Genomic DNA, 24,168 nt, shown 5'->3' on the forward strand with positions numbered 1-24,168 from the left:
CTGCCGTCACCGGAAGCATAGGCACGCAAGCAGGATCCGAAAATCTGGGGCGATCCGACGGTGCAGGCCATGGATAAGCTCTCCGACGCAGACAGGGCGACGTTTGCGGCGCTCGATCTTGGCGCAGCGACACTTCCGCCCGATCAGTTCGGTCCTGCACTGACCGAACCGAGGCGGAATGGATCAAGCGCTATGGGGCGGCAGACTGAAGGACACCAAAACCGGTCACAACATCAGGGGGCTGCCATGAAGCGCCGTTTCATCGTGCCGTGCGCGATCCTTGCCCTCGTTGGCCTGCCGGTTCTGGCCGGCCTGCCGGCATGATCGGCCCGGCCTTCGGCTATCTGCCGGCGCTTGTCGGTGACGATCTCACCTTTGATCATATCGCGGCGCTCGCAGCGCAGCCGCATCTTGCGCGGGCCGCGTTGATCAGCCTGCGCCTCGTCTCGCCGGAACGGGCGACTATATAAGCCCGCCCTGCGGACCATCGTTCGCTTCGCCGGATTTCTCATTGCATCGCCTGTGCCACACTTGCTATTCCGCGACCGGCGCGCGATGAGGATTTGAATGAAACCCGACAGCAAGATGGACAGCCTCTATCTCGATGAGAATTCCATCCGTCTGGCTGGCCGCACTCTGCTTTGCCTATCCGCCACTGTTCGCCCGGGCGATATCCTGACTGTCATGGGCCTGTCCGGCTCCGGAAAATCGGCCATGCTTGCCGATCTCGGCGGCTTTCACGATCCCGTCTTCACCGGCAGCGGCCGCATAGTCATCGATGGCCGCGACATTACCGGCGTTGCCGCTGAAAAACGCCAGGCCGGCATGCTGTTACAGGACCCGCTGTTGTTTCCCCATTTGTCCGTCGGCGGCAATCTTCTGTTTGGCCTGGCAGCGTCCATCAGAAAGCGCGACCAGCGCAGGCGCATGGCGGAACAGGCATTGGCCGACGTGGAACTCGGCGGCTTCTTCGACCGGGATCCCGCCACGCTCTCGGGCGGGCGGAAGGCGCGGGTGGCGCTGCAGCGCGTCATGCTGTCTGCGCCGCGCTACCTGCTGCTCGACGAGCCTTTTTCGAAACTCGATACGACCCTTCGCGAACAGACGCGTGCGCTGATTTTTTCCAGGGCGAAATCGGCGGGACTGCCGATCATTCTCGTTACCCATGACGGCACGGATGTGGAAGCGGCTGAAGGACAGGTTGTCACCATTGGTGAGGAGACCGATCGATGAGCCTCACGAGCACCCTGCCGGACCTGCCCGTGAAGGCTGTCCTCCCGAAACTTGGGCAGGCTCTGGCACAGGCACCCTCTGTCGTGTTGTCCGCCCCGCCGGGTGCCGGCAAGACGACATTGGTGCCGCTCTTCCTGCTGGAGCAATCCTGGCGCGGCGATGGACGCATCATCCTGCTTGAGCCGCGGCGCCTTGCCGCGCGCGCTGCCGCCGGGCGGATGGCAAGCCTGCTCGGCGAAGCGGTGGGCGAGACGGTAGGCTACCGCATGCGGCTCGACAGCCGGGTATCGGCCAAGACCCGCATCGAAGTGGTGACCGAGGGTGTCTTTGCCCGCATGCTGCTCGACGATCCGGAACTGCCCGATGTTTCGGTCGTCTTGTTCGACGAGTTTCATGAGCGATCGCTGGATGCCGATTTGGGTCTGGCGCTGGCGCTCGACGTGCAGCAGGCGCTGCGCGCCGATCTGAAGCTGATCGTGATGTCGGCAACGCTGGACGTCGAGCGCGTTGCCGGGCTTCTTGGCGGCGCCCCGGTCATCGAAAGCCAGGGGCGCAGCTTTCCGGTGGATGTGCGCTATCAGGAACGACTATCCACCGAACGCGTCGAAGATACCGTGACGCGAACGATCATCGAAACTCACCGTCAGGAAACGGGTTCCATCCTGGCCTTCCTGCCGGGACAGGCGGAAATCACCCGTACGGCGGAGCGGCTGGAAGGGCGGTTCGACGCGACCACCGTTGTCACGCCGCTTTTTGGCAATCTCAGCCAGAAGGAGCAGGACGCGGCGATCCGCCCGGCACCGGCGGGCACGCGCAAGATCGTGCTTGCCACCTCGATCGCCGAAACGTCCATCACCATCGACGGGGTTCGTATCGTCATCGACAGCGGGCTTCAGCGGCTTCCGGCCTTCGAGGCTTCGACCGGCATCACCCGGCTGGAGACTGTTCGCGTTTCGCGCGCTTCCGCCGACCAGCGAGCGGGCCGCGCCGGACGCACGGAGCCGGGCATTGCCATCCGTCTTTGGCATCAGGGCCAGACGGCAGCACTTTCGGCCTTCACGCCGCCGCAAATTCTCTCAAGCGACCTGTCCGGTCTCGTGCTTGATCTTGCCCATTGGGGCGTGACCGATCCGGCTGGCCCGGCCTTTCTCGACCCACCGCCGGCCACGACATGGCAGGAGGCGAAAGCGCTGCTCATCCAACTTGGCGCGCTCGATGGCACTGGCGCGCTGACGGTGCGGGGAAAGCAGATCCGCCAGCTGGCCTTGCCGCCGCGTCTGGCCGCCATGGCCGTTTCGGCGGCGGAGGAGGGACAGGCGTATGAAGCCTGTCTTCTGGCCGTTCTTCTGACCGAGCAGGGATTGGGTGGAAATGGTGTTGATCTCGAAGACCGGCTGCGTCGTTTCAAATCCGAGCGCGGCGATCGTGCCGATGCCTCGCGCGGATTGGCGCGGCGGATGGCAAAGGGCTTGAGCACCGACAACCGGACGAATGATCCGGTGCAGCCGGGTACCCTGCTTATGCATGCCTTTCCGGACCGGATCGCCTTGCAGCGCGGAGGGCGCGGCCGTTTCGTCATGGCCAATGGCCGCGGCGCGGAACAGCCGGAGACCGAGCGGCTGGCCGGCGCTTCGATGCTGGTTATTGCCGACCTCACCGGGCGCGCCGGCGGTCAGCGCATTCTTGCCGCAGCCGAAATTTCCCGCGCGGATGTCGAAGCACACATGCCGCAGGCGATCGTTCGCGAGGACCAGACCTTCTTCGACCGTCCGAGCAGGCAGGTCCGTGCAAGGCGCGTGACGCGACTGGGCGCCATCATTTTCGAGGAGACGCCGTTACCTCGGCCGGAGGGCGAAACGGCCGCGCGGGCGCTGGCTCAAGGCGTCCGGCAACTCGGTCTTGCGGTACTGCCTTTCTCCAAGGAAGCAATGCAATTACGGGACCGCATCGGTTTCCTGCATCGCACCATCGGCGAGCCCTGGCCGGACATGTCGGACGAGAGGCTGCTTGCACGGCTGGAGGAATGGTTCGTGCCCTTTCAGGGTGAGACGCGGGGCCTTGACGACATCAGCGCCGCCAGCCTTTCCGAAGGGTTGCAGTCACTGGTGCCGCACGCGGTTGCCCGCGATCTGGCACGCCTTGCGCCAACCCATTTCGAGGCACCGACCGGACAGCGCCATCCGATTCGCTATGACGGCGACGAACCGGTTCTGTCCATCCGCGTGCAGGAACTCTTCGGATTGAAAACCCATCCGTCGATCGGTGGCGGGCGGAGGCCATTGCTTCTGGAGCTGATCTCGCCCGGTCACAAACCAATGCAGACCACGCGCGATCTGCCGGGATTCTGGTCCGGGTCCTGGAAGGATGTCCGTGCCGACATGCGCGGCCGCTATCCGAAACACCCCTGGCCGGAGGATCCGGCAAACGCGCTGCCAACGACACGGGCAAAACCACGTGGTACATGAAGCGCAGTGACCTTGACGACAGGAAACCGGATGACCGTGGCAGCAATCGAAAGTGATGAACCGACCACAAGCCGGGTGCTGCGCCTGCAGACGATCGTTCGTCTGCGCTGGCTGGCAGTCGGCGGGCAATCGATCGCGGTGATCATCACCGCGTTCTGGCTGCAATTTCCCTTGCCGCTGATTGCCTGTTCCTCGCTCATCGCCTTTCTTGCCTGGGTCAATGCCTATCTGACGATCCGCTACCCGCCGACGCACCGGTTGCAGCCGCCGGCCGCCTTTGCCCTGCTCGGCATCGACCTGGCGCAATTGACAGCGCTTCTCTTCATCACTGGCGGCCTCGCCAATCCTTTTGCGCCGCTTGTCTGCGTGCCGGTGATCATTTCCTCCGCCTCGCAACCCAAATGGCACAGCGTCGCCCTTGCGATCCTCGCAATTCTCGGGATCACAGCACTGGCGTTCACACCCTATCCGCTGCCATGGTATCCGGGCGTCGTGCTTCTGGTGCCGACGATCCTGACGGCGGGTTTCTGGTTCGCCATCGTTTCGACCACGGCCTTTGCGGCTTTCTATACTTACCGCGTCTCGCTGGAGGCGAGCGAACTTTCCGAGGCGCTGACAGCAACGGAACTGGTACTGCAGCGGGAAAAACACCTGTCACAGCTCGACGGGTTGGCAGCGGCGGCGGCGCACGAACTCGGAACACCGCTTGCTACCATCAGTGTCGTCGCCAAGGAGATGGAACGCGAGCTCGGCGACGACCCCCGTTTTGGCGAGGACGTGCAATTGTTGCGCAGCCAGAGCGAACGCTGCCGCGATATCCTGCGGCGGCTGACGACTTTGTCTTCCGAGAACGAAGCCCATATGCGGCATCTGCCGCTTTCGTCGCTGATTGAGGAGGTAATGGCACCGCACCGTGAATTCGGCATCCAGATCAACCTGTTCGAAAGAGGCGATCGCGCCACCGAGCCCGTCGGCAACCGCAATGCCGGCATTCTCTACGGCCTCGGCAATCTTCTGGAAAACGCCGTCGACTACGCCAAGAAGGAAGTAACAGTCACAGTCACTCATACGCCGGATATCGTCTCGGTCACCATCGAGGATGATGGCGACGGCTATGCGCCTGACATTCTCAGCCGAATCGGCGAACCCTACGTGACCAAACGCCAGAAGGACGACAGCGCCGGCGGACTGGGCCTCGGCCTGTTCATCGCCAAGACGCTGCTGGAACGCTCGGGCGCCAAACTGACTTTCGAAAACGGCGGCCCGGACAAGCCCGGTGCGCGCGTCAGCGTCGAATGGCCACGCATGCTGATGGACACGAAACTGACAAAATGACTTTATGGCATTTTGAAGCGGGAATATGCGAACTTACATAGAGCGCAGAAAAAATTGAGCCCTGCGCCGAGGATAGCGACATGACGGAAAGAACGACCGAACTGGCTGCCGCCCCGGGTGACGGCAAGCTGGATGCCTCGTTGATCGGAGCCGACAACTCCCTGCTGATCGTCGATGACGACGCCCCCTTCCTGCGCCGCCTTGCCCGCGCGATGGAGACGCGTGGCTTTTCCGTCGATATCGCCGAATCCGTTGCCGAAGGCATCGCCAAGGCGAAGACCCGTCCGCCGAAACACGCGGTCGTCGATCTGCGGTTGGGCGACGGTAGCGGTCTCGACGTGATCGAAGCGATCCGCGCCAAGCGCGATGACACCCGCATCATCATGCTGACCGGCTATGGCAACATCGCCACCGCCGTCAACGCCGTGAAGCTCGGCGCCGTCGACTATCTCGCCAAGCCAGCCGACGCCGACGACATCTTCGCAGCATTGGTGCAGAGAGCCGGCGAACGCGCCGAGCCCCCGGAAAATCCCATGTCGGCCGACCGCGTCCGCTGGGAGCATATCCAGCGGGTCTATGAAATGTGCGAGCGCAATGTTTCCGAAACCGCCCGGAGGCTGAACATGCACCGGCGGACGCTGCAGCGGATCCTGGCGAAACGCGCACCCAAGTAGAGGGCGCCGTCTTACGTCTCGCTATCCAGCGAGCCTGAGACGATCTCGCGCATGTTCGGGCTGGTATCGCCCGCCCGATCTGCCGACCATTCCGCCAGCATCAGCCGCTGCGCCGCGGCCCTCGCGAAATTGAGCGATACCGACTTTCGCGTCGGAGCCGCAAGCCTGTGCTCCGGCGCGTCGCGGATCATCTCCGCATCATAGCCGTCCGACAGGAGCAACCCGCATTCTTCCGGAAAGATATCGAGAGGCACGCCGCTATGGGTGGCGAAGTAAAGCCGATCCGAATGCATCCGGTAATCGGGCCATTTCCGGTCGACCTTGAAATCCTCGATCGAGGTCTTGATCTCGACAATCCAGATATCGCCCTTTGGCGAGATGGAGATCAGATCCGCCCGCCTTCCGCTCGCAAGCGTTAGCTCCGGCAGCACCGCATGACGCATTTCATGCAAGAATCGCTGCACGCCGCGGCGCACCATCAGCGCGCGTTGCGACTGCCGCCCGTCGATCAGAGGGCTATCGTTGTGGATAGAGAGAATCGCCATGCATTAAACTCTGGCACAAGGCCGCTTTTGTTGCAAAAAAGCACTCCGTGGAGTTTTTGAAACATCCGACAGAAATGTTGCATCGCATTCACTTGCAATCGAGATGTTAATCGAAAATAAACCATAATCGCTGATGGTCTAGCCGACCCAGATATTCTTAACTTCATTTTAAGAGACACCCATGCGCTTCCGCAATGCAGTTCTGCTGTGCAGCCTCGCGGCCACCCTCGCTTTGGCCAGTTGCTCCACCGCACCGATCTCTCCGATCGGTGAAAAAGTCGCGACCAACCAGATTTTCTCCAATGGCTACGGTCCGGTCGAGGATCACGGCTACGCCCTGCCGGCGATCCCGATCAACAAGGTCAATGAGCGCTTCCACCGCCAGATCGTCGACTATACGACGGCTGAGAAGCCCGGCACGATCATCGTCAACACGCCGAACCGTTTCCTCTATTTCGTGCTGCCCGGCCGCAAGGCCGTTCGCTATGGCATCGGCGTCGGCAAGGCTGGCTTCGCATGGGAAGGCCGCGCCTACGTCGCCTGGAAACAGGAATGGCCGACCTGGCATCCGCCGAAGGAAATGGCCGAGCGCAAACCGGAAGTGGCACAATATGTCGAGGACGGCATGGGCCCGGGCCTGCGCAATCCGCTCGGCGCACGCGCAATGTACCTGTTCAACGACGAAGGCAAGGATACGCTCTTCCGCATCCACGGCTCGCCGGAATGGTCTTCGATCGGCACTGCCGCGTCGTCAGGCTGCATCCGGATGATCAACCAGGACATCATCGATCTCTATGCTCGCGTCCGTCCGGGCAAGAACACCCGCGTCATCGTCCAGCAGTAACCGCTGGCTCGAACATCGCAGATACGTCAAATCCCCGGCCCGTCCGGGGATTTCGTTTTTGCGGTCGCCAATCTGCGCGAAGCTCCCGCCTTGACGCCAGGCTTCCCCTTTCCGATATCTGCCTGCAGCGCTTCGCGGAGGCTTGCTCTTGTACGATATCGAAAATCTCGCGGCACTGATGGACAAGCATACGCATCAGGACGGTGTGAATCCGACCGCGATTCCGCGGGTCTTTCTCATTCGCGCCTCGCATACCACGACACCCCTGCATGTCCTGCATGCGCCGGCGGTCTGCGTCGTCGCCCAGGGTGAAAAACAGGTCATGCTTGCGGATCGCATCTATCGATATGATCGCAGCCGCTATCTGACGGTTTCCGTCGATCTGCCCCTGGTCGGCCAGATTGTTACCGCGACGGCGGAAAAGCCCTATCTCTGTTTTCGAATCGACCTCGATCCCTTTCTGCTCAGCGAAATCCTGATTGCCGCCGCGCAGACGGAAAACGAGGAAACAGCTCCCACATCCAGCGGACTTTTTCTCAACGACGCAACGCCGGATCTGATCGAGACCGCCACGCGGCTCGTGCGCCTGTTGGATAGTCCGCGTGACATCGCAATGCTTTCGCCGCTGATCGAACGCGAGCTTCTCTATCGCGTGCTGGTCAGTCCGCAAGGCGGACAATTGCGCCAGATTGCCCATGGAGAAAGCCGGTTGCGGCAGGTCAATGCCGCGATCGGCTGGATCCGGCGCAATTTCGACAAACCGCTGAGGATCGAGGACATGGCTGAACAGGCCCGCATGAGCGCATCGTCCTTCCATCAGCATTTCAAGGACATCACGGCCATGAGCCCTCTGCAGTACCAGAAGCAGCTTCGGCTGCAGGAAGCGCGGCGGCTGATCCTTGGCCAGTCGCTTGACGCGGCAACCGCTGCCCATACGGTCGGCTACGAAAGTCCGTCGCAGTTTTCACGGGAATATGCGCGCCTGTTCGGCGCGCCGCCGTTACGCGACATCGCCCGCTTGAAGGCGTCGCCCGACTATCTGCTGCAGGCGTGAGGGCACCCGAAAGCGCCCCCAAACGCCTGTCTATTTCTCGCGGCGCAGCACCATGCCGGCGTGGTGGAGAACGCCGTCGATGAAATCGCCATCGGCGGTGAAGCCCGTGTCGTCAACATAGTCGATATGCGTGCCGGTCACGATGTACCGTCCACTGTAAGCGCTCCTGCGCTTTCCTCTGGCCTCGTCATAGCGGCCTTCCGGCAACAGCTCATGGCGGATATAGCCGTCCGCTGTGACCCACATGCCGACATAGGGATGATCTGCCGTCGTCATCGCCACCTCCTCAATATGGGCTTGCCGTCGGGCGAACGATCAGTTCGCTGACATCCACATCGTCCGGTTGGGCGACGGCATAGCCGATGGCGCGGGCGATGGCTGCTGCCGGAATGGCTATCCTGCGGAAACCTTGCATCGTCTCACGTGCCGTCTCGTCGGAGATGGTTTCGGCCAATTCCGATTCGGTCACGCCAGGGGAAATAACGGTCACGCGAATCCCGTCGTTCTCCTGGCGCAGCCCTTCGGAAATAGCGCCAACCGCGAATTTCGTCGCGCAATAGACCGCAGCTGTCGGCGAGACCGCGTGACCGCCGATCGACGACAGGTTGATGATCTGGCCAGTTCCTTGAAACTTCATAATCGGCAGACTTGCGGCTATGCCGTGAAGAACGCCGCGGATGTTGACGTCGATCATCCGGTCCCACTCCTCGACTTTCAGTGCGTCGAGCGGCGACAGCGGCATGACGCCGGCGTTGTTGATGAAGACATCCAGGCGGCCATACTCGCGGACGGCCTCGCGGGCAAAGGTCTCCATATCGGCTCGATCGGTAACGTCGAGTGCGCGGCAAAAACCCGTTCCGCCTTTGGCTCTTATAGCATCGACCAAGGTTTCCAGCCTATCGATGCGGCGGGCGCCAAGCACGACGCGGGCGCCTTCCCCCGCAAGGTGTCGCGCCGTCGCCTCGCCGATACCGCTGCTGGCGCCGGTAATGGCGATCACTTTTCCGGTAATAGCTGACATTTCATTGTCCCTTTCTATTGCGGCGGGAACGCCCCGCCGCTGAAAGAACAATGATGCAGAACACCTTTTCAGCGGTAGATCATCCCTCCGAGAGTCTTGCCTGATCCTCCGGAGCGATCATCGAAATGCGGCAGTTCAAGTCGGCCGGCTTGCCTTCAGCTCCAGCCGGCGGCGGTGCAGGACAGGTTCGGTGTAGCCGTTCGGCTGTTCGCGCCCCTTCAGCACAAGCTCGAGCGCTGCTTGGAAGGCAATGGAACCGCCGAAATTGCCGGCCATCGGCGTGTAGGCCGGATCACCGGCATTCTGGCCATCGACGACCGCCGCCATGCGCTTCATCGTCTCGACGATCTGCGCCTCGGTGACGATGCCATGGTGCAGCCAGTTGGCCATATGCTGGGCGGAAATCCGCAAGGTTGCACGGTCTTCCATCAGGCCGATATTGTTGATGTCGGGAACCTTGGAGCAACCGACGCCCTGGTCGATCCAGCGGACGACGTAGCCGAGAATCCCTTGCGCATTGTTGTCGAGTTCGCGCTGGATTTCCTCCGGCGTCCAGTTGGGACGCGGCGCGACGGGAACAGACAGAATATCGCTGAGCTTTGCCCGGGGGCGACTCTTCAGGCCGGCCTGCACCTCGGCGACATCGACCTTGTGATAGTGGGTTGCGTGCAGCGTCGCGGCCGTCGGCGAGGGAACCCAGGCCGTGTTGGCGCCCGCCATCGGATGGCCGATCTTCTGCTCCAGCATCGCCGCCATCAGGTCGGGCATCGCCCACATGCCCTTGCCGATCTGTGCGTGGCCGGACAGGCCGCATTCCAGCCCGATATCGACATTCCAGTTCTCATAGGCCGCGATCCAGGCCGCCTGCTTCATGTCGCCCTTGCGGATCATCGGGCCGGCTTCCATCGAGGTATGTATCTCATCGCCGGTCCGGTCGAGGAAGCCGGTATTGATGAAGACGACGCGGTCCCTCGCAGCTCGAATGCACTCCTTCAGATTGATGGTGGTGCGGCGCTCCTCGTCCATGATGCCCATCTTCATCGTGTTGGGCGCCATGCCGAGCGCCTCTTCGACGCGACCGAAGATTTCCGAGGCAAAGGCTACCTCCTCCGGACCATGCATTTTCGGCTTGACGACATAGATCGAGCCTTCGCGCGAATTCATCCGGCCGCCGTTTGGGCCGATGTCGTGCAAGGCAATCAGGCCAGTGATCATGGCGTCCATAATGCCTTCCGGAACCTCGTTGCCGTCGCGATCGAAAATGGCCGGATTGGTCATCAGGTGCCCAACATTGCGCACCAGCATCAAGGCGCGGCCTTTCAGCGAAATCTTCGATCCATCCGGCGCGGTGAAGCTAAAATCCGGGTTGAGCTTGCGTGTAAAGGTCTTAGCCCCCTTGGTGACGTCCTCCTGAAGATCGCCCTTCATCAGGCCGAGCCAGTTGCGATAAGCGACGACCTTGTCTTCCGCATCGACAGCGGCAACGGAATCCTCGCAATCCATGATCGCGGTGATCGCCGATTCGAGGACGACGTCGGAAATATGCGCTGGATCGTCCTTGCCTGTCGCCGTCGAGGCATCGATGACGATCTCGATATGCAGGTTGTTCTTTTTCAGGAGCAGATGAGATGGCGATGCCGCATCGCCGCGGGAGCCGGCAAACTGCGCCGCATCGGCGAGCATCGTCGCACCGGCGGCCGTCGAAATCGTCAGGCTTGAGCCGGTAACCGCAAATCCGGTGATATCGCTCCAGCTTCCCGTAGCAAGCGGCGCGCTGGCATCGAGGAAGCCACGCGACCAGACAATAACCTTCTGGCCGCGAACCGGATTATAGCCCTTGCCCTTTTCAGCGCCGCCGTCTTCGCTGATGGCGTCGGTACCGTAGAGCGCGTCATACAGCGAGCCCCAGCGGGCATTGGCGGCGTTCAGGGCATAGCGTGCGTTCATCACGGGAACGACGAGCTGCGGTCCGGCGATCGTGGCGATTTCCGGATCGACATTGCTGGTGGAGACGGAGAAATCCGGTCCTTCCGGCAGCAGATAACCGATCTCCTTCAGAAAGCCTTCATAGGCAGCCATATCGACGGGCGCGCCGTTCTGGCGGTACCAATTGTCGAGCGTCTCCTGCAGTGCGTCGCGTTTGGCCAAAAGGGCGCGGTTTTTCGGCGCCAGATCGTGAACGATCTCGGAGAAAGCCGAGAAGAACCGATCGGCGCCGATGCCGGTACCCGGCAGGGCCTCGTTCACCAGGAAATCGTGCAGGCCTGCGTCGATTTTCAGCCCATTCTTTTCAATCCGACCCATCGGCAACTCCCTGAAATAACGCTCAAATATGAGAGTCTGCAGTCTCTCACTGTTTCATTCCCTGTCAATCCAGCGAAAATACGAAGAATTATTTCCGAAATCGAACAAATCAATCATGCGCAACACTCGGCCGACCACTCGCGACGACCGTAAACCGTGCCTCGATGAGCTTGCGGCTGCCCTCGATCTCCGGCGCATCGATATCCTCGCGCATCGTCACCGCCGGCTCATCCGCACCGTTCGCCCGCGCCGTGGCAAGGGCCGCCGTTTCCGCCCGCTCGCGCGCCGATGCAAAGGCCTGACCCTCGTCAAGGAAACGGCTGCTCGGCCCGGCACCGTTGACGATGAAGATACCCTCTTCCGGCGTCGTGACAAAGACGGTCACCGAAGCCCGCACCTGGCCGACGACTGCGCCGACCGCATTGGCGACACCCGCTTCTTCCGGAATGCACGACTCTGCACGGAGCATATCGGCGATAGCCGGATAATAGACCGGCGCGGACGCGCCGAGCCCGACCAGCGGCCGGTCGAGAGAAAGAGAAAAGCCGACAATGCCACGCTCGCGCTTCAGTGCCCGGTCAACCGCCAACGATACCGCCGGATCGATCGCCGCACCGTCTTCCGCCAGGCAGGAAGAAAGAATGGCCTCGGCGGACTGACGCGTCAGCCGCGCGACGATCATCTCCGACAGTTCCTCTGCCGAGGCGGCAATCGGCTTGCCGGATCCGTCCTTGGCGCGCGCGGCAAGCCCGGCGCCCAGCCGGGCGGCTGTCGCATTCCACTGCCCCTGGCGGCCAAGCACATGCATGGCATCGGACGGTGTCAGACCACAGATATGCACGAGGCCGCGAGCCACCAACCGGTCCAGCGTCGCCTTCTGCGGCGTGCTCGTCAAAAGATGCTCCAGCGACACCGGGACAGCGCCGATCCGCTCATACAAGGCCTGTTCCTGCAGGTGGAGGCCGCTCGCCATATGGTCCGGAAGGCCTGTGCGGACCGCAAAACGGCCGTCGTGGCGGCCGACATGGGCCGTGCGCAGCTGCCGTTCGAGCACGGAAATCACCGCATCCGCATGCTGGGTAGCCGCGAGGCTCAGAGGCAGGAATCGGCGTGGACCAAGATCGATCGTCGCCTTGAGGCCGCGATCGTTGATGCGCACTTCCGAATCGCCGCCAAGCCCGAAGGTGCGCATGGCAACCGCCTCGACCATGGTGCGGAACCCACCGACGACGGCGCCTTCGCCATCGAGGCGCGGGCGTCCTTGGTCGAGCACCGCCACATCCGTCGTCGTGCCGCCGATATCAGAAACGACGGCATTATCGAGACCGGTCAGGTGCCGCGCGCCAACCAGGCTTGCGGCGGGGCCGGAGAGAATAGTCTCGATCGGCCGCAACCGCGCTTCGGCAGCGGAAATCAACGCGCCGTCGCCGCGTACCACCATCATCGGCACATCGATGCCACGCTGTTGCAAAAAACCTTCGCAGGCGCCGATCAGCCGGTCGATCATCGAGACCAGGCGGGCATTGAGCAGCGTCGTCAAGGCTCGGCGCGGACCGCCCAACTTGGAAGACAGTTCGTGGCTGCAGGTGACCGGCAGATGCGAGGCTTCGCGGATCCGATCACGCACCCGCTGCTCGTGAGCCGGATTCCGCACGGCGAAGTAGCCGGCAATGGCAAAGGACGAAACCTCTCTCGACAGCTGCGGCAGCGCCTCGTCCAGAGCCGTCATGTCGAGCAGCGTTTCGCCGCCATGCACATTGTGGCCGCCCGGCAGGAAGATCACCGGATCTGACCCGAGAGCCTCCTGCAGTCCGTCACGCTTCAGGTCGTCCCGCGAAAAGCCGATCATGACGAGACCGGCGCGCCCGCCCTGGCCTTCGACCAGCGCATTGGTGGCAAGCGTTGTCGACAGCGAAACGAGGCCGATGGCGGACGTGGGAACCTTTGCCTGCTCCAGTACCGCCTCGACGGCGCCGGCAATGCCGGCGGAAAGGTCGTGACGGGTGGTCAGCGCCTTTGCCTTGGCGACGACGCCTGTTGTCTCGCTGAAGAGAACCGCATCGGTATAGGTTCCGCCGGTGTCGATACCGAGGAGAAGATGATCAGTCACAGCAACGTCCATTCACGCAGTGCCGGTAACCCGGCTTCAAAGCCTATCAGCGAGGTGATATGACATCTTTCAGCGAAAGGCCATCGCCGCCCCGACGTCAATATTTCAACGCAGCGACACCGCGACGCAAGAGGATCTCGCATGACCCGTCTCTCACGCATGCTCTTTCTGACGCTCGCGCTTGCGGGTTGCCCCGCCCTTTCCGGCCCCGTTTACGCCCAGGATGGCGAGGACGAGGAGGAGTATAAGCCGGTTCTTCCCGACGTCTCGATCTACAAGGCGATGCTCGACGCCAACAAAACGACCGGCTGGATCCAGTTTCGCAGTTACGACGACAAGCAACTGATCTATTTCACTACGCTGCAGACCATGCATTGCCGGCTTTCGGAAATCCGCTACTCGGTCAATTCGGACGCGCTGGACAAGCGCTTCCCGCTCGGAAAATGCAATCCACAGATCCCGTTCAACCTGCCCGAGGACAATACCAACGAGTATGTCTACATCTCGCTGCCGGCCGGAGAAGCGAAAACACTGACCATCCAGGCCGTCTGGGACGATGGCGCAGGCAGCGAAATTGTCGTCTACAAACCTTGCGAGGGCGTTGGCGATTCGACCTGCGCGCAGATCAAGACAATCAAGAAGCCGAAGAAACAGCTGCAGGAGCCCGTGCCGGCCGATTCGCCGATCCGCGCCATGCAATCCGAAACGCCGGGCAAGACGTTTACCGAGCCGACACCCTCAACGGCAGCCCGCCCCTAGGCTGCGTCGTCAGCCGCTGCACGGGCCAAGGCCTGGTTTCGGGCGTCATGTCGAACCGGAAACGCTGCATCATCACACCAAGCGCGATCACCGCTTCCTGCAGCGCGAAGGTGGCACCGATACAGGTGCGCGGGCCTGCCCCGAACGGCAGATACTGAAAGCGATGCAGCTTGTCGCGGTTTTCCGGCAGGAAGCGTTCCGGCATGAAGGCGCGCGGTTTTTCCCAGTAGAGCACATGACGATGCAGCGTCCAGGGCATGATCAGGACCGAAATGCCCTTGGGGATATCCACCCTCTCGCCATCGGGCGAGGTCCATGAATCGGCCTTGATCGCCGCACGATTGATGGAGGGCGCCGGGGGATAGAGCCGCATCCCCTCTTCGAAGGCAGCGCGCACATGCGGCATCAGATCGAGCCAATCGACAGGTTCGGCGCCGCCGGACAACACGCTATCGATCTCCCTCTCCATATTCTCGCGCACATGCGGGGAATTGGCGACGCAATAGAGCGTCCAGGCAAGCGCCCGTGCGGTCGTTTCGTGCCCGGCGCCGATGAAGGTCAGGATATTGTCGGATATCTCATCAGTCGAAAGCCCGTCCGGCCGTTCCAGTTGCAGGAGCAGCGTCAGAAAGTCTGGCGGCGCCGATGCCGGATTGGAGCGTATCAGCTGCCGCCGGCGGTCCATGGTTTTCGCGACGATGCCGCGGAACTCGGCCATCACCTTGGCGCCACCGAGGCGCGTCAGCCGCGGCACCCAGGGTGGCGCAAGCAGAAGGTCCATGGGATCGACACGGCCCATGCGATGCAGCAGCCGTTCCACACTGTCGGCAAACCCCTCGGTTTCCGTTGCGATCTCCCCGGAAAACAGCGTCTCGGAGAGGATCTCATAGGTGAGTTCGGTCATGTCGCTGGCGATATTGACGACCGATCCTGTGGCGGCGACCTCATGATACTTATTCACGTATTCCTCGGTCTTCGCCAGCATCTGCTTGGCGAACCCCCCGGCATGGCGCGGCGTGAACACCGGGGCCATCGCCTTGCGCGACCGTCGCCACACCTCGCCCTCGGCCGTCAGCAACCCGTCACGCAAGATCGGCCGCAGAATGAGACGGCGGACCTTGGACATTTCGTAGTTCGAGGCGTTCTCGACGAGGACATGGCGGATCAGATTCGGGTCGTTGACGATCAAGGTCCGCTGATTGATGAATTTCGTGTCGATCCAGGGCAGTGTATAGGAAGGCTCGCCCCACAACTCCAGCGGATTGCGCATCACCGTGCGGATGATTTGGAGACGCGACGGCGGCACCGTGCGCGGGATCGGCGCCGGCGGCTCGAATGGTTCGGGTCTCATATCCATGGTCCACATGCCGCCAGCGTTGGCGGTTCCAACCGCCAAGCCTCGTATGAAGCTGTGGCGATTTGAGTAAAATTAGAGCAGTGCCCTCAATTCCGCCAGCTTGTCGTTGACCAGCCAGCCATAATAATTTTCCTCGGGCCACTGCACCTCGCCGCCCAGGTTCCTGGCGGCAAGCGCTGCGGCGCGCTGGTCGGGATTGCCAACATTGTAGAGGGTCGCGGTGATACCCGGGTTGCCGGAGATATCCATGCCGGCGATTGACTTGTAGGCGTCGATCGAATGACGGATGGAGGCCGCCATGTAGGCAAGCGACTGATCGGGATCCATGATCGCCGCGTAAACGCCGGAGGCGTCTTTTTCATCCAGCCGGTCATAGCCGGAAACGCGTGACACCATGTCGGTCAGCATCAGGGCCGTCAGCGGATTGATCTGGCCAAGCCCGAACGTCTGGCCAGCAAAAAACGGCTGGAAGAAGACGGCGCTGAAGCGATTGTCCGGATAGGAGGTTCCGCCGACCGCATTGCCGCGGAATTGGCTGTCCCAAACGCTTTCGCGGCAACTCCACAGCGCATAGGAGCTCTTCTTGCCCTCGCATTTGGCAAATTCCGGCCGCGACACGAATTGGGCGACACCCTCGCCCTCATAACCGAAGCGGAAACTGTCGCCGGCATAGGCAGCCGCCTTGACGTAATAGGACTGCAGCCGGTCATAGGCATCGACATTGTAGGTATGCTCGCCGACGATCGCGCCGATCATATGGATCGGATCGATGCCATAGGCGCGCGCGGTCGATTTGATCTTGCCGATCAGTTCGCCGTCATTGGCGAGAAGATGGCGTACTTTCTCGTATTTGGCATCGAAGGATGTCTTGCCCGCCTTGGTCCGCCTTACGGAAGCACCAGGGACGTTCGGCTGCTCCTGATACCGGTTGCCTTCGGGCACGATACGCAATCCGCCGCCAAGAGCGGGACCGGTAGCGAGAATCATTCCCGCAAGAACAAGCATATGAACGATGGTGCGCACGAACGGTTTCCTGTGACCTGGCAAGACTGGTTTTGATGCGCGGGGACGCATGCGGCAAAATCGTGTCGGAATCATGCCCGCCACGGCGAAAGGCTTATCGCGTGCAGGCTGCGGAAACAACAAGGGCGCCCATCGGACGCCCTGTTCAGTTTCACGATCGGCTGCCGCTACAGGATGTAACGCGACAGGTCCGTATTGGCGGCGAGATCGCCGACATGCGTCTTCACGTAGTCCGCATCGATCTTCAACTGCTCCCCGGACTTGTCCGGCGCCGCATAGGAGATTTCGTCGAGGACCCGCTCCATCACCGTCTGCAGACGCCGGGCGCCGATATTCTCGACGCTCGCGTTGAGCATAACGGCAACATCGGCAAGCGCGTCAATTGCGTCGTCGGTGAAGTCCAGGTTGACGCCTTCCGTTTCCAACAGTGCCTTGTATTGCCGGATCAGGCTGACCTCCGTTTCCGTGAGGATGCGGCGGAAGTCTTCCTTGGTCAGCGCCTTCAGCTCGACGCGGATCGGCAGGCGGCCCTGCAGCTCGGGAAGCAGGTCCGACGGCTTCGAGACGTGGAACGCGCCCGAGGCGATGAACAGGATATGGTCAGTCTTCACCGGGCCATACTTGGTCGCAACCGTCGTGCCTTCCACCAGCGGCAACAGGTCGCGCTGGACGCCTTCGCGTGAAACACCGGCGCCCATTCCACCATCGCGCGCCGCGATCTTGTCGATCTCGTCGAGGAAGACGATGCCGTCGTTTTCCGCCGAGCGCACCGCTTCGCGTTGGATCTCCTCGTTGTCGAGAAGCTTGTCGGATTCATCGTTGATCAGGATGCCATAGCTGTCCTTAACCGTGGTGCGAACCTTCTTGGTCCGCTGACCCATCGCCTTACCGAATATTTCCGACAGGTTGAGGACGCCGATATTGGCCCCGGGCATGCCGGGGATCTCGAAGCCGCCGGGTGTTCCCGCATCGGCAATCTCGATGTCGACTTCCTTGTCGTCCATTTCGTTGGCGCGCAATTTCTTGCGGAAACTGTCGCGCGTCGCGGGGGACGCGGTAGCACCCACCAGAGCATCGAGTACGCGCTCTTCTGCATTCAGATGCGCCTTTGCCTTGACATCGGCCCGCTTCTTCTCGCGCACCAGGCCGATGCCGACCTCGACGAGGTCGCGGACGATTTGCTCGACATCACGACCGACATAGCCCACTTCGGTGAACTTTGTCGCTTCGACCTTGATGAAGGGGGCGCCGGCGAGCTTGGCAAGACGGCGCGAAATCTCCGTCTTGCCGACGCCGGTCGGCCCGATCATCAGGATGTTCTTCGGCATCACCTCGTCGCGCAGCTCGTCGGTGAGTTGCTGGCGGCGCCAGCGGTTGCGCAAAGCGATGGCGACAGCGCGCTTGGCATCGTGCTGGCCGATGATGAACCGGTCGAGCTCCGACACGATTTCGCGGGGTGAAAATGTGGTCATGACATCCTCTCAAATTCTGTCCGGGTCAATTCCATCAGGATTGTTCGCCCGGCGCTGTCGTACCATTCGCCATAAGGGGTAAAACCCGCCTTGGCATAAGCCCGCAGGGCCTGTTTATTCTCTGCATCGGAATCGATGATGATCCGCGGCGCGGTGCCTGCAAAAAGTCTCGCCGCAAAGGCTCTGATCACCGCAGGCGCAATACCCTTGCCTATCATGCCGGGCGGTCCGACGAAAATATCGATACCCGGCGTATCCGGCGTCAGATCCTCAGCCCAGGGCTCGCTGTCATATTGCGTCGGCAGCCAAGCCTGGATGTAGCCAGCCGGCGTGCCGTCGACCGAAAAGACGAAGCCTTCGACTTCACGGGTCGCGCAGCCGTCGCGGATCAGTTTCAGTTCCTCATCCGGCTCACCCCACCACTGCCGCACGTGCCCTTCCGACAGCCAGCCGAACAGCATCGGCATGTGGCTCTCGTCAACAGCCGCGAAGGCGATGGCCGGATTAGGCTGCATCGAGCTTTTCGATGACGATGTTGCCGTTGGTATAGACGCAGATATCACCGGCGATCTCCATCGCCCGGCGGGCAATCTCCTCGGCCGTCTTGTCCGAATCCATCAGCGCGCGGGCGGCAGCAAAGGCAAAATTACCACCCGAGCCGATGGCGATCGTGCCGTGTTCGGGTTCAAGCACATCACCATTGCCGGTGATCGCCAGCGTGATCGACTTGTCGGCGACCAACATCATCGCTTCGAGATTGCGCAGATACTTGTTGGTACGCCAGTCCTTGGCAAGCTCGACGGTGGCGCGCATCAGCTGGTCCGGATACTGCTCGAGCTTGGCCTCCAACCGCTCCAGGAGCGTGAAGGCATCGGCCGTGGCGCCGGCGAAACCGGCGATCACGTCGCCCTTGCCGAGGCGGCGGACTTTTCGCGCATTGCCCTTCATCACGGTCTGGCCAAGGCTTACCTGACCATCGCCCGCCATCACCACCTGGCCGCCCTTGCGGACGGTAATAATTGTCGTCATGAAATACCTGCCTGCCCGGCAGCCGGGCTTTTTCGAAGAGCCGCACATCGGCCCTGTTGAAGCCTATGTAAGAGCGGTTTTGCCGATTGCAAATAGCCCGTATCCCGCTCCCTGCCGTAAAAAACCGGGCCTGTCTCGCCTCCGCGAGAATCACGGCAGCACTTCTGGATATTTCGCCCACCGCCTGATATGGAGCGGCTCTATGACAGTTGGGAGAACCTGATGGCAGACCAGCAAGCCAAGCGCACCGGCAGCGTTTCGCGCAAGACCAACGAAACCTCGATCACCGTGTCCGTCAACATCGGCGGCACCGGTACATCGCGCATTTCGACGGGCGTCGGCTTCTTCGACCATATGCTGGAACAGCTTTCCCGCCATTCGCTGATCGACATGGACATCACCGCCGACGGCGACCGGCATGTCGACGACCACCACACGGTGGAAGACACCGGCATCGCCATCGGCCAGGCCCTCTCCAAGGCGCTCGGCGACCGGAGCGGTATCACCCGCTACGCCTCGCTCGACCTTGCCATGGACGAGACGATGACGCGCGCCGCCGTCGATGTCTCCGGCCGTCCCTTCCTCGTCTGGAACGTCGCCTTCTCCGCGCCGAAGATCGGTACCTTCGATACCGAACTGGTGCGCGAATTCTTCCAGGCTCTGGCTCAGCACGGCGGCATCACGCTGCATGTGCAGAATATCTACGGCGCCAACAACCATCATATCTCAGAAACCTGTTTCAAGGCCGTTGCCCGCGTGCTTCGCACGGCAACAGAGATCGATCCGCGCCAGGCAGGCCGCGTTCCCTCCACCAAGGGCACGCTGGTCTGACCGGGCCATATTGAAAGTTGGCTGACATGGCCTCCTATCTGGTTCTGACACCGCCCGCTGCCCTCAGAAACGACGAGCATGCGCGGTTCATCGCCGACAAGTTTTCCTGGATTGCCTTTCTCTTTCCGGCGATCTGGCTGCTCGTCAAAAGACAGTGGATTGCCGGCATCACGGTTGCGATCCTGCAGTCGACGGTGACAATCCTGACCTCGGAGCCTCGCGCCATGCTGGCGGGGCTGCTGGTCGAACTGGCACTGCGCCTTCTGGTCGCCCTCGAGGGCCCGGCCCTCGTCGCCAGGCGGCTGGAATCTGACGGCTGGACGCTCCAGTCGGTCATTGCGACGGATGATCTGGCCCTTGCCGAAATGATATACGACCACGAGGCGGCTGCGCATGCGCCCGGCGATACCGGACGGCAGCCCCCGGCGCTACCACAGACGACAGCAAAATCCGAAGGCCGCACAGCTTTCGGCCTGTTTGAGAATTATGGAGAACGCTAATGCGCGTTGCGATCATTGACTACGGATCCGGCAATCTGCGCTCGGCGACGAAAGCCTTCGAGCGTGCGGCGCGTGAAGCCGGCATCGACGCTGAGATCGAGCTGACCGACAAGGCTGACCGCGTCGCCAGTGCCGACCGCATCGTCCTGCCCGGCGTCGGCGCCTATGCAGACTGCCGCCGTGGTCTCGATGCCGTCGACGGCATGCAGGCGGCGCTGACGGAAGCGGTCGAAAAATCCGCCCGTCCCTTCCTCGGCATCTGCGTCGGCATGCAGCTGATGTCGTCGCGCGGGCTGGAAAAGACAACGACTCAAGGGCTTGGCTGGATCAAGGGCGATGTCGTCGAGATGGTTCCCTCCGATCCGACCCTGAAAATCCCGCAGATCGGCTGGAACACACTGGATCTTAAGAAGCCGCATCCGCTGTTTTCCGGCATCAGGACCGGCGAAGACGGGCTGCACGCCTATTTCGTCCATTCCTACCATCTCGCCGTCGAAAATCCGGACGATCTGATCGCCACGACCTCCTATGGCGGCGCGGTGACCGCCTTCGTCGCGAAAGGCAACAAGGCTGGCGCGCAGTTCCATCCGGAAAAGAGCCAGACGCTCGGCCTCGCCCTGATCTCAAATTTCCTGCGCTGGAAGCCCTGACATGGTCCTTTTTCCCGCCATTGATCTCAAAGACGGCCAGTGCGTGCGCCTCAAGCTCGGCGACATGGAACAGGCGACCGTCTACAATCCCGACCCTGCCGCCCAGGCCAAGGCCTTCGAGGACCAGGGGTTCGAATGGTTGCATGTGGTCGATCTCAACGGTGCCTTTGCCGGCGAGACGGTCAACGGGGCAGCTGTCGATGCGATCCTGAAAGCCACGAAAAATCCGGTGCAACTCGGCGGCGGCATCCGCACGCTCGATCATATCGAGAACTGGCTGTCACGCGGGCTTGCCCGTGTCATTCTCGGCACCGTCGCCGTGCGTGATCCGGCGCTGGTCATCGAGGCCTGCCGGAAATTCCCGGGCAAGGTCGCCGTCGGTATCGACGCCAAGGGCGGCAAGGTGGCGGTCGAGGGCTGGGCGGAAGCCTCCGAACTCGGTGTCATCGAACTGGCGAAGAAATTCGAGGGCGCCGGCGTTTCGGCAATCATCTATACTGATATCGACCGCGACGGCATCCTGACCGGCATCAACTGGGCGTCGACGCTGGAACTGGCGGGTGCCGTCTCCATCCCCGTGATCGCGTCGGGCGGCCTTGCCTCGATGGACGATATCCGCCGGATGGTTCAGCCCGACGCGGCAAAGCTCGAAGGCGCCATTTCCGGCCGCGCGCTCTATGACGGGCGCATCGACCCGGCCGAGGCGCTGGCCCTTATTCGCAGCGCGAAAGGAAAAGCGGCATGACCCTCAAAACCCGTGCCGTTCCCCGCCTGGACGTCAAGGATATGCCGCGAGACCCGCAGCCACGAGGCGGCGAGGACGCGCAAACCAAGAAAGAGGCTGTCCTATGACCCTCAAAGCCCGTGTCATTCCCTGCCTCGACGTCAAGGACGGCCGCGTCGTCAAGGGCGTCAGCTTCGTTGACCTGATCGATGCCGGCGACCCCGTCGAATCGGCCAAGGCCTATGATGCCGCCGGTGCCGATGAGCTCTGTTTCCTCGACATCACCGCCTCCTCGGATAACCGCGACACCATCTTCGACGTCGTGGCGCGCACTGCCGACCATTGCTTCATGCCGCTCACTGTCGGCGGCGGGGTGCGCACGATTGCCGATATCCGCAAGCTGCTGCTCGCGGGCGCCGACAAGGTCTCGATCAACTCGGCCGCGGTGAACAACCCCGATTTCGTCGCCGAGGCGGCCGACAAGTTCGGCAACCAGTGCATCGTCGTCTCGATCGATTCCAAGAAGGTGTCGCAACCTGGCGAGGAAGATCGCTGGGAAATCTTCACCCATGGCGGGCGCCAGGCGACCGGTATCGATGCCGTCGCCTTTGCGGAAAAGATGGTAGAGCGTGGTGCCGGCGAACTTCTTCTGACATCCATGGATCGCGACGGCCAGAAGACCGGCTACGATATCGCGTTGACCCGCACGATCGCCGACCGCGTTTCGGTTCCGGTGATCGCCTCGGGCGGCGTCGGCAATCTCGACCACATGGTCGAGGGCATTCGCGACGGGCATGCAACGGCGGTGCTTGCCGCCTCGATCTTCCATTTCGGCACCTATAGCATCGGCGAAGCCAAGCGCTATATGGCAGAGCATGGCATCGCCATGCGGCTCGACTGAGCGACAGGACGGAAACCGATGAGCGACTTTTCCCTTTCCAGTCTCGAGGCGATCGTCGCCGATCGCGCCAAGGCGTCGCCGGAGCAATCCTGGACGGCAAAACTCGTGGCCCATGGGCAGACGAAGGCGGCGAAAAAGCTCGGTGAGGAAGCGGTAGAGACCGTGATCGCCGCAATCAGCAATGATCGCGCCAATCTGGTCGCCGAGAGCGCCGATCTGCTCTATCACCTTATGGTCGTATTGAAAATTGCTGATATTCCGTTGCAGGATGTGATGAGCGAACTCGAACGGCGCACCCGCCAGTCGGGTCTCCAGGAAAAGGCGAGCCGGTAGAGAATTGATGACCATCGCGGCAAAAGACATAGCCCCAGCCGATATTCCGGATCATTTCGGCAACACCGATTATTCCCCCTATCGTTTCTTCTCAGCCGAGGAATGGTCGCGCTTCCGGGCCGATACGCCTTTGACGCTGACCGCCGGCGAAGTTCAACGGCTGCGCTCGCTCAACGACCCCGTCGATCTCGACGAAGTCCGGCGCATCTACCTGTCCTTGTCGCGGCTTCTGTCCGCGCATGTCGAATCCTCGCAGATGCTGTTTGCCCAGCGCCAGCGTTTCCTCAGCATGTCCGGTGAGGCGAAAACGCCCTTCGTCATCGGCATCGCCGGTTCGGTGGCCGTCGGAAAGTCGACGACTGCCCGTATTCTTGCCGAGCTTTTGTCGCGCTGGCCATCCAGCCCGAAGGTCGATCTGGTGACGACCGACGGTTTCCTTTTTCCCAATGCGACGCTGCTTCGGGAAAACATGATGGACCGCAAGGGCTTTCCCGAGAGCTACGACATCGGCGCGCTCTTGCGCTTCCTGTCGGCGATCAAGGCCGGCCAGCCGAACGTCAAGGCGCCAACCTATTCGCACCTAACCTACGACGTGTTGCCCGACCAATTCCAGATCATCGACCGGCCGGATATCCTCATCTTCGAAGGCATCAACGTGCTGCAGTCGCGCAACCTGCCGGCAGACGGCAAGATCGTGCCGATGGTCTCGGATTTCTTCGATTTCTCGATCTATATCGACGCCGAGGAAAGCCTGATCCACAGCTGGTACGTCGAACGTTTCATGCGTCTGCGCCATACGGCCTTCCGCAACCCGGAGTCCTTCTTCAAGCGCTATGCGGAGGTTAGCGAGGAGGAGGCGCGTTCGATCGCCGAAGGGCTCTGGAACAACATCAACCTGAAGAACCTTCGCCAGAACATCCTGCCGACGCGGCCGCGCGCCGACCTGATCCTGCAGAAGGGCCCGAACCACCTCACCGAGACGGTGGCGCTGCGCAAACTCTGAG

25 protein-coding genes and 1 pseudogene are annotated in these 24,168 nt (G+C 61.8%); 16 read left to right on the forward strand and 10 right to left on the reverse strand.

What is annotated here, in order from left to right; genetic code table 11:
* The first annotated feature begins 69 nt into the window (after window positions 1-69).
* From ACSQ2Z_RS01190 to ACSQ2Z_RS01215, 6 genes are all read left to right on the forward strand, one after another.
* On the forward strand, window positions 70-324 hold the full coding sequence (locus ACSQ2Z_RS01190; RefSeq protein ID WP_436079524.1) for a hypothetical protein: 255 nt from the start codon (window positions 70-72) through the stop codon (window positions 322-324).
* Window positions 321-470: a hypothetical protein gene (locus ACSQ2Z_RS01195; RefSeq protein ID WP_436079525.1), complete on the forward strand. Its 150-nt coding sequence runs from the start codon at window positions 321-323 to the stop codon at window positions 468-470. Before ACSQ2Z_RS01190 ends, ACSQ2Z_RS01195 begins: the two co-directional genes overlap by 4 nt.
* Window positions 471-567: 97 nt before the next feature.
* Window positions 568-1,233, forward strand: coding sequence for an ATP-binding cassette domain-containing protein (locus tag ACSQ2Z_RS01200; RefSeq protein ID WP_436079526.1), 666 nt, complete (start codon window positions 568-570; stop codon window positions 1,231-1,233).
* Entirely contained in the window at window positions 1,230-3,698 is a 2,469-nt protein-coding gene (gene hrpB / locus ACSQ2Z_RS01205; protein ID WP_436079527.1) for an ATP-dependent helicase HrpB, read from the forward strand. The genes ACSQ2Z_RS01200 and hrpB overlap by 4 nt, the downstream gene beginning before the upstream one ends.
* 30 nt (window positions 3,699-3,728) lie before the next feature.
* Complete coding sequence (locus ACSQ2Z_RS01210) at window positions 3,729-5,033, forward strand: ActS/PrrB/RegB family redox-sensitive histidine kinase (protein WP_436079528.1); 1,305 nt, start codon at window positions 3,729-3,731, stop codon at window positions 5,031-5,033.
* Window positions 5,034-5,113: 80 nt separating this feature from the next.
* Window positions 5,114-5,707, forward strand: coding sequence for an ActR/PrrA/RegA family redox response regulator transcription factor (locus tag ACSQ2Z_RS01215; RefSeq protein ID WP_436079529.1), 594 nt, complete (start codon window positions 5,114-5,116; stop codon window positions 5,705-5,707).
* Between the two features lie 11 nt (window positions 5,708-5,718).
* Here ACSQ2Z_RS01215 and ACSQ2Z_RS01220 read toward each other — a convergent pair whose 3' ends face one another.
* Window positions 5,719-6,252 (reverse strand): MmcB family DNA repair protein, encoded by a 534-nt coding sequence (locus tag ACSQ2Z_RS01220; protein ID WP_436079530.1) that lies wholly within the window; start codon window positions 6,250-6,252, stop codon window positions 5,719-5,721.
* Window positions 6,253-6,433: 181 nt separating this feature from the next.
* Between ACSQ2Z_RS01220 and ACSQ2Z_RS01225 the strand changes: the two genes are divergently transcribed.
* Both ACSQ2Z_RS01225 and ACSQ2Z_RS01230 read left to right on the forward strand, forming a co-directional pair.
* Window positions 6,434-7,096 carry a L,D-transpeptidase gene (locus ACSQ2Z_RS01225; protein WP_436079531.1) on the forward strand — a complete coding sequence of 221 codons (663 nt, stop codon included), beginning with the start codon at window positions 6,434-6,436 and terminating at the stop codon, window positions 7,094-7,096.
* 148 nt (window positions 7,097-7,244) lie between these two features.
* Window positions 7,245-8,150 (forward strand): AraC family transcriptional regulator N-terminal domain-containing protein, encoded by a 906-nt coding sequence (locus ACSQ2Z_RS01230; RefSeq protein ID WP_436079532.1) that lies wholly within the window; start codon window positions 7,245-7,247, stop codon window positions 8,148-8,150.
* 30 nt (window positions 8,151-8,180) lie between these two features.
* Here ACSQ2Z_RS01230 and ACSQ2Z_RS01235 read toward each other — a convergent pair.
* The 4 genes and pseudogenes from ACSQ2Z_RS01235 to ACSQ2Z_RS01250 all read right to left on the reverse strand — a co-directional run.
* A pseudogene (locus ACSQ2Z_RS01235) lies at window positions 8,181-8,435 on the reverse strand (Atu4866 domain-containing protein); the annotation flags it as partial.
* 1 nt (window position 8,436) lies between these two features.
* Window positions 8,437-9,171, reverse strand: coding sequence for an SDR family oxidoreductase (locus tag ACSQ2Z_RS01240; RefSeq protein ID WP_436079533.1), 735 nt, complete (start codon window positions 9,169-9,171; stop codon window positions 8,437-8,439).
* Between the two features lie 135 nt (window positions 9,172-9,306).
* Window positions 9,307-11,475, reverse strand: coding sequence for a malate synthase G (locus tag ACSQ2Z_RS01245; RefSeq protein ID WP_436079534.1), 2,169 nt, complete (start codon window positions 11,473-11,475; stop codon window positions 9,307-9,309).
* Between the two features lie 109 nt (window positions 11,476-11,584).
* The gene (locus tag ACSQ2Z_RS01250) at window positions 11,585-13,585 is read right to left on the reverse strand and encodes a hydantoinase/oxoprolinase N-terminal domain-containing protein (RefSeq protein ID WP_436079535.1); all 2,001 of its coding nucleotides are present in this window, start codon (window positions 13,583-13,585) and stop codon (window positions 11,585-11,587) included.
* 141 nt (window positions 13,586-13,726) lie between these two features.
* Between ACSQ2Z_RS01250 and ACSQ2Z_RS01255 the strand changes: the two genes are divergently transcribed.
* Entirely contained in the window at window positions 13,727-14,344 is a 618-nt protein-coding gene (locus ACSQ2Z_RS01255; protein WP_436079536.1) for a hypothetical protein, read from the forward strand.
* On the opposite strand, the gene ACSQ2Z_RS01260 is transcribed toward ACSQ2Z_RS01255, so the two are convergent.
* The 5 genes from ACSQ2Z_RS01260 to hslV all read right to left on the reverse strand — a co-directional run bounded on the left by ACSQ2Z_RS01260 (window position 14,307) and on the right by hslV (window position 19,225).
* Complete coding sequence (locus tag ACSQ2Z_RS01260) at window positions 14,307-15,701, reverse strand: cytochrome P450 (protein ID WP_436079537.1); 1,395 nt, start codon at window positions 15,699-15,701, stop codon at window positions 14,307-14,309. The two genes, ACSQ2Z_RS01255 and ACSQ2Z_RS01260, sit on opposite strands and share 38 nt — an antisense overlap.
* Before the next feature lie 72 nt (window positions 15,702-15,773).
* A complete protein-coding gene (locus tag ACSQ2Z_RS01265) occupies window positions 15,774-16,688 on the reverse strand; it encodes a DUF1402 family protein (RefSeq protein WP_436082932.1) in 915 nt (304 codons plus the stop codon).
* Window positions 16,689-16,891: 203 nt separating this feature from the next.
* Entirely contained in the window at window positions 16,892-18,196 is a 1,305-nt protein-coding gene (gene hslU, locus ACSQ2Z_RS01270) for an ATP-dependent protease ATPase subunit HslU (RefSeq protein ID WP_436079538.1), read from the reverse strand.
* The gene (locus ACSQ2Z_RS01275; RefSeq protein WP_436079539.1) at window positions 18,193-18,711 is read right to left on the reverse strand and encodes a GNAT family N-acetyltransferase; all 519 of its coding nucleotides are present in this window, start codon (window positions 18,709-18,711) and stop codon (window positions 18,193-18,195) included. Before ACSQ2Z_RS01275 ends, hslU begins: the two co-directional genes overlap by 4 nt.
* Window positions 18,701-19,225: an ATP-dependent protease subunit HslV gene (hslV, locus tag ACSQ2Z_RS01280; RefSeq protein WP_436079540.1), complete on the reverse strand. Its 525-nt coding sequence runs from the start codon at window positions 19,223-19,225 to the stop codon at window positions 18,701-18,703. Before hslV ends, ACSQ2Z_RS01275 begins: the two co-directional genes overlap by 11 nt.
* Before the next feature lie 222 nt (window positions 19,226-19,447).
* On the opposite strand from hslV, the gene hisB reads away from it, so the two are divergent.
* From hisB to coaA, 7 genes are all read left to right on the forward strand, one after another.
* Window positions 19,448-20,056, forward strand: a complete 609-nt coding sequence (hisB, locus tag ACSQ2Z_RS01285; protein WP_436079541.1) for an imidazoleglycerol-phosphate dehydratase HisB — start codon at window positions 19,448-19,450, stop codon at window positions 20,054-20,056.
* A 26-nt stretch (window positions 20,057-20,082) separates the two neighbouring features.
* Window positions 20,083-20,556 (forward strand): DUF2628 domain-containing protein, encoded by a 474-nt coding sequence (locus ACSQ2Z_RS01290; RefSeq protein WP_436079542.1) that lies wholly within the window; start codon window positions 20,083-20,085, stop codon window positions 20,554-20,556.
* Entirely contained in the window at window positions 20,556-21,206 is a 651-nt protein-coding gene (hisH, locus tag ACSQ2Z_RS01295; RefSeq protein WP_436079543.1) for an imidazole glycerol phosphate synthase subunit HisH, read from the forward strand. Before ACSQ2Z_RS01290 ends, hisH begins: the two co-directional genes overlap by 1 nt.
* Before the next feature lies 1 nt (window position 21,207).
* Complete coding sequence (hisA, locus tag ACSQ2Z_RS01300) at window positions 21,208-21,951, forward strand: 1-(5-phosphoribosyl)-5-[(5-phosphoribosylamino)methylideneamino]imidazole-4-carboxamide isomerase (protein ID WP_436079544.1); 744 nt, start codon at window positions 21,208-21,210, stop codon at window positions 21,949-21,951.
* A gap of 103 nt (window positions 21,952-22,054) precedes the next feature.
* A complete protein-coding gene (hisF, locus tag ACSQ2Z_RS01305) occupies window positions 22,055-22,831 on the forward strand; it encodes an imidazole glycerol phosphate synthase subunit HisF (protein ID WP_436079545.1) in 777 nt (258 codons plus the stop codon).
* 18 nt (window positions 22,832-22,849) lie between these two features.
* Window positions 22,850-23,164, forward strand: coding sequence for a phosphoribosyl-ATP diphosphatase (locus ACSQ2Z_RS01310; protein WP_436079546.1), 315 nt, complete (start codon window positions 22,850-22,852; stop codon window positions 23,162-23,164).
* Between the two features lie 7 nt (window positions 23,165-23,171).
* Window positions 23,172-24,167 carry a type I pantothenate kinase gene (coaA, locus tag ACSQ2Z_RS01315; RefSeq protein WP_436079547.1) on the forward strand — a complete coding sequence of 332 codons (996 nt, stop codon included), beginning with the start codon at window positions 23,172-23,174 and terminating at the stop codon, window positions 24,165-24,167.
* Window position 24,168 lies beyond the last annotated feature (1 nt).

Source organism: Pararhizobium sp. LjRoot235, assembly GCF_964254145.1.
Classification (GTDB): Bacteria; Pseudomonadota; Alphaproteobacteria; order Rhizobiales; family Rhizobiaceae; genus Pararhizobium.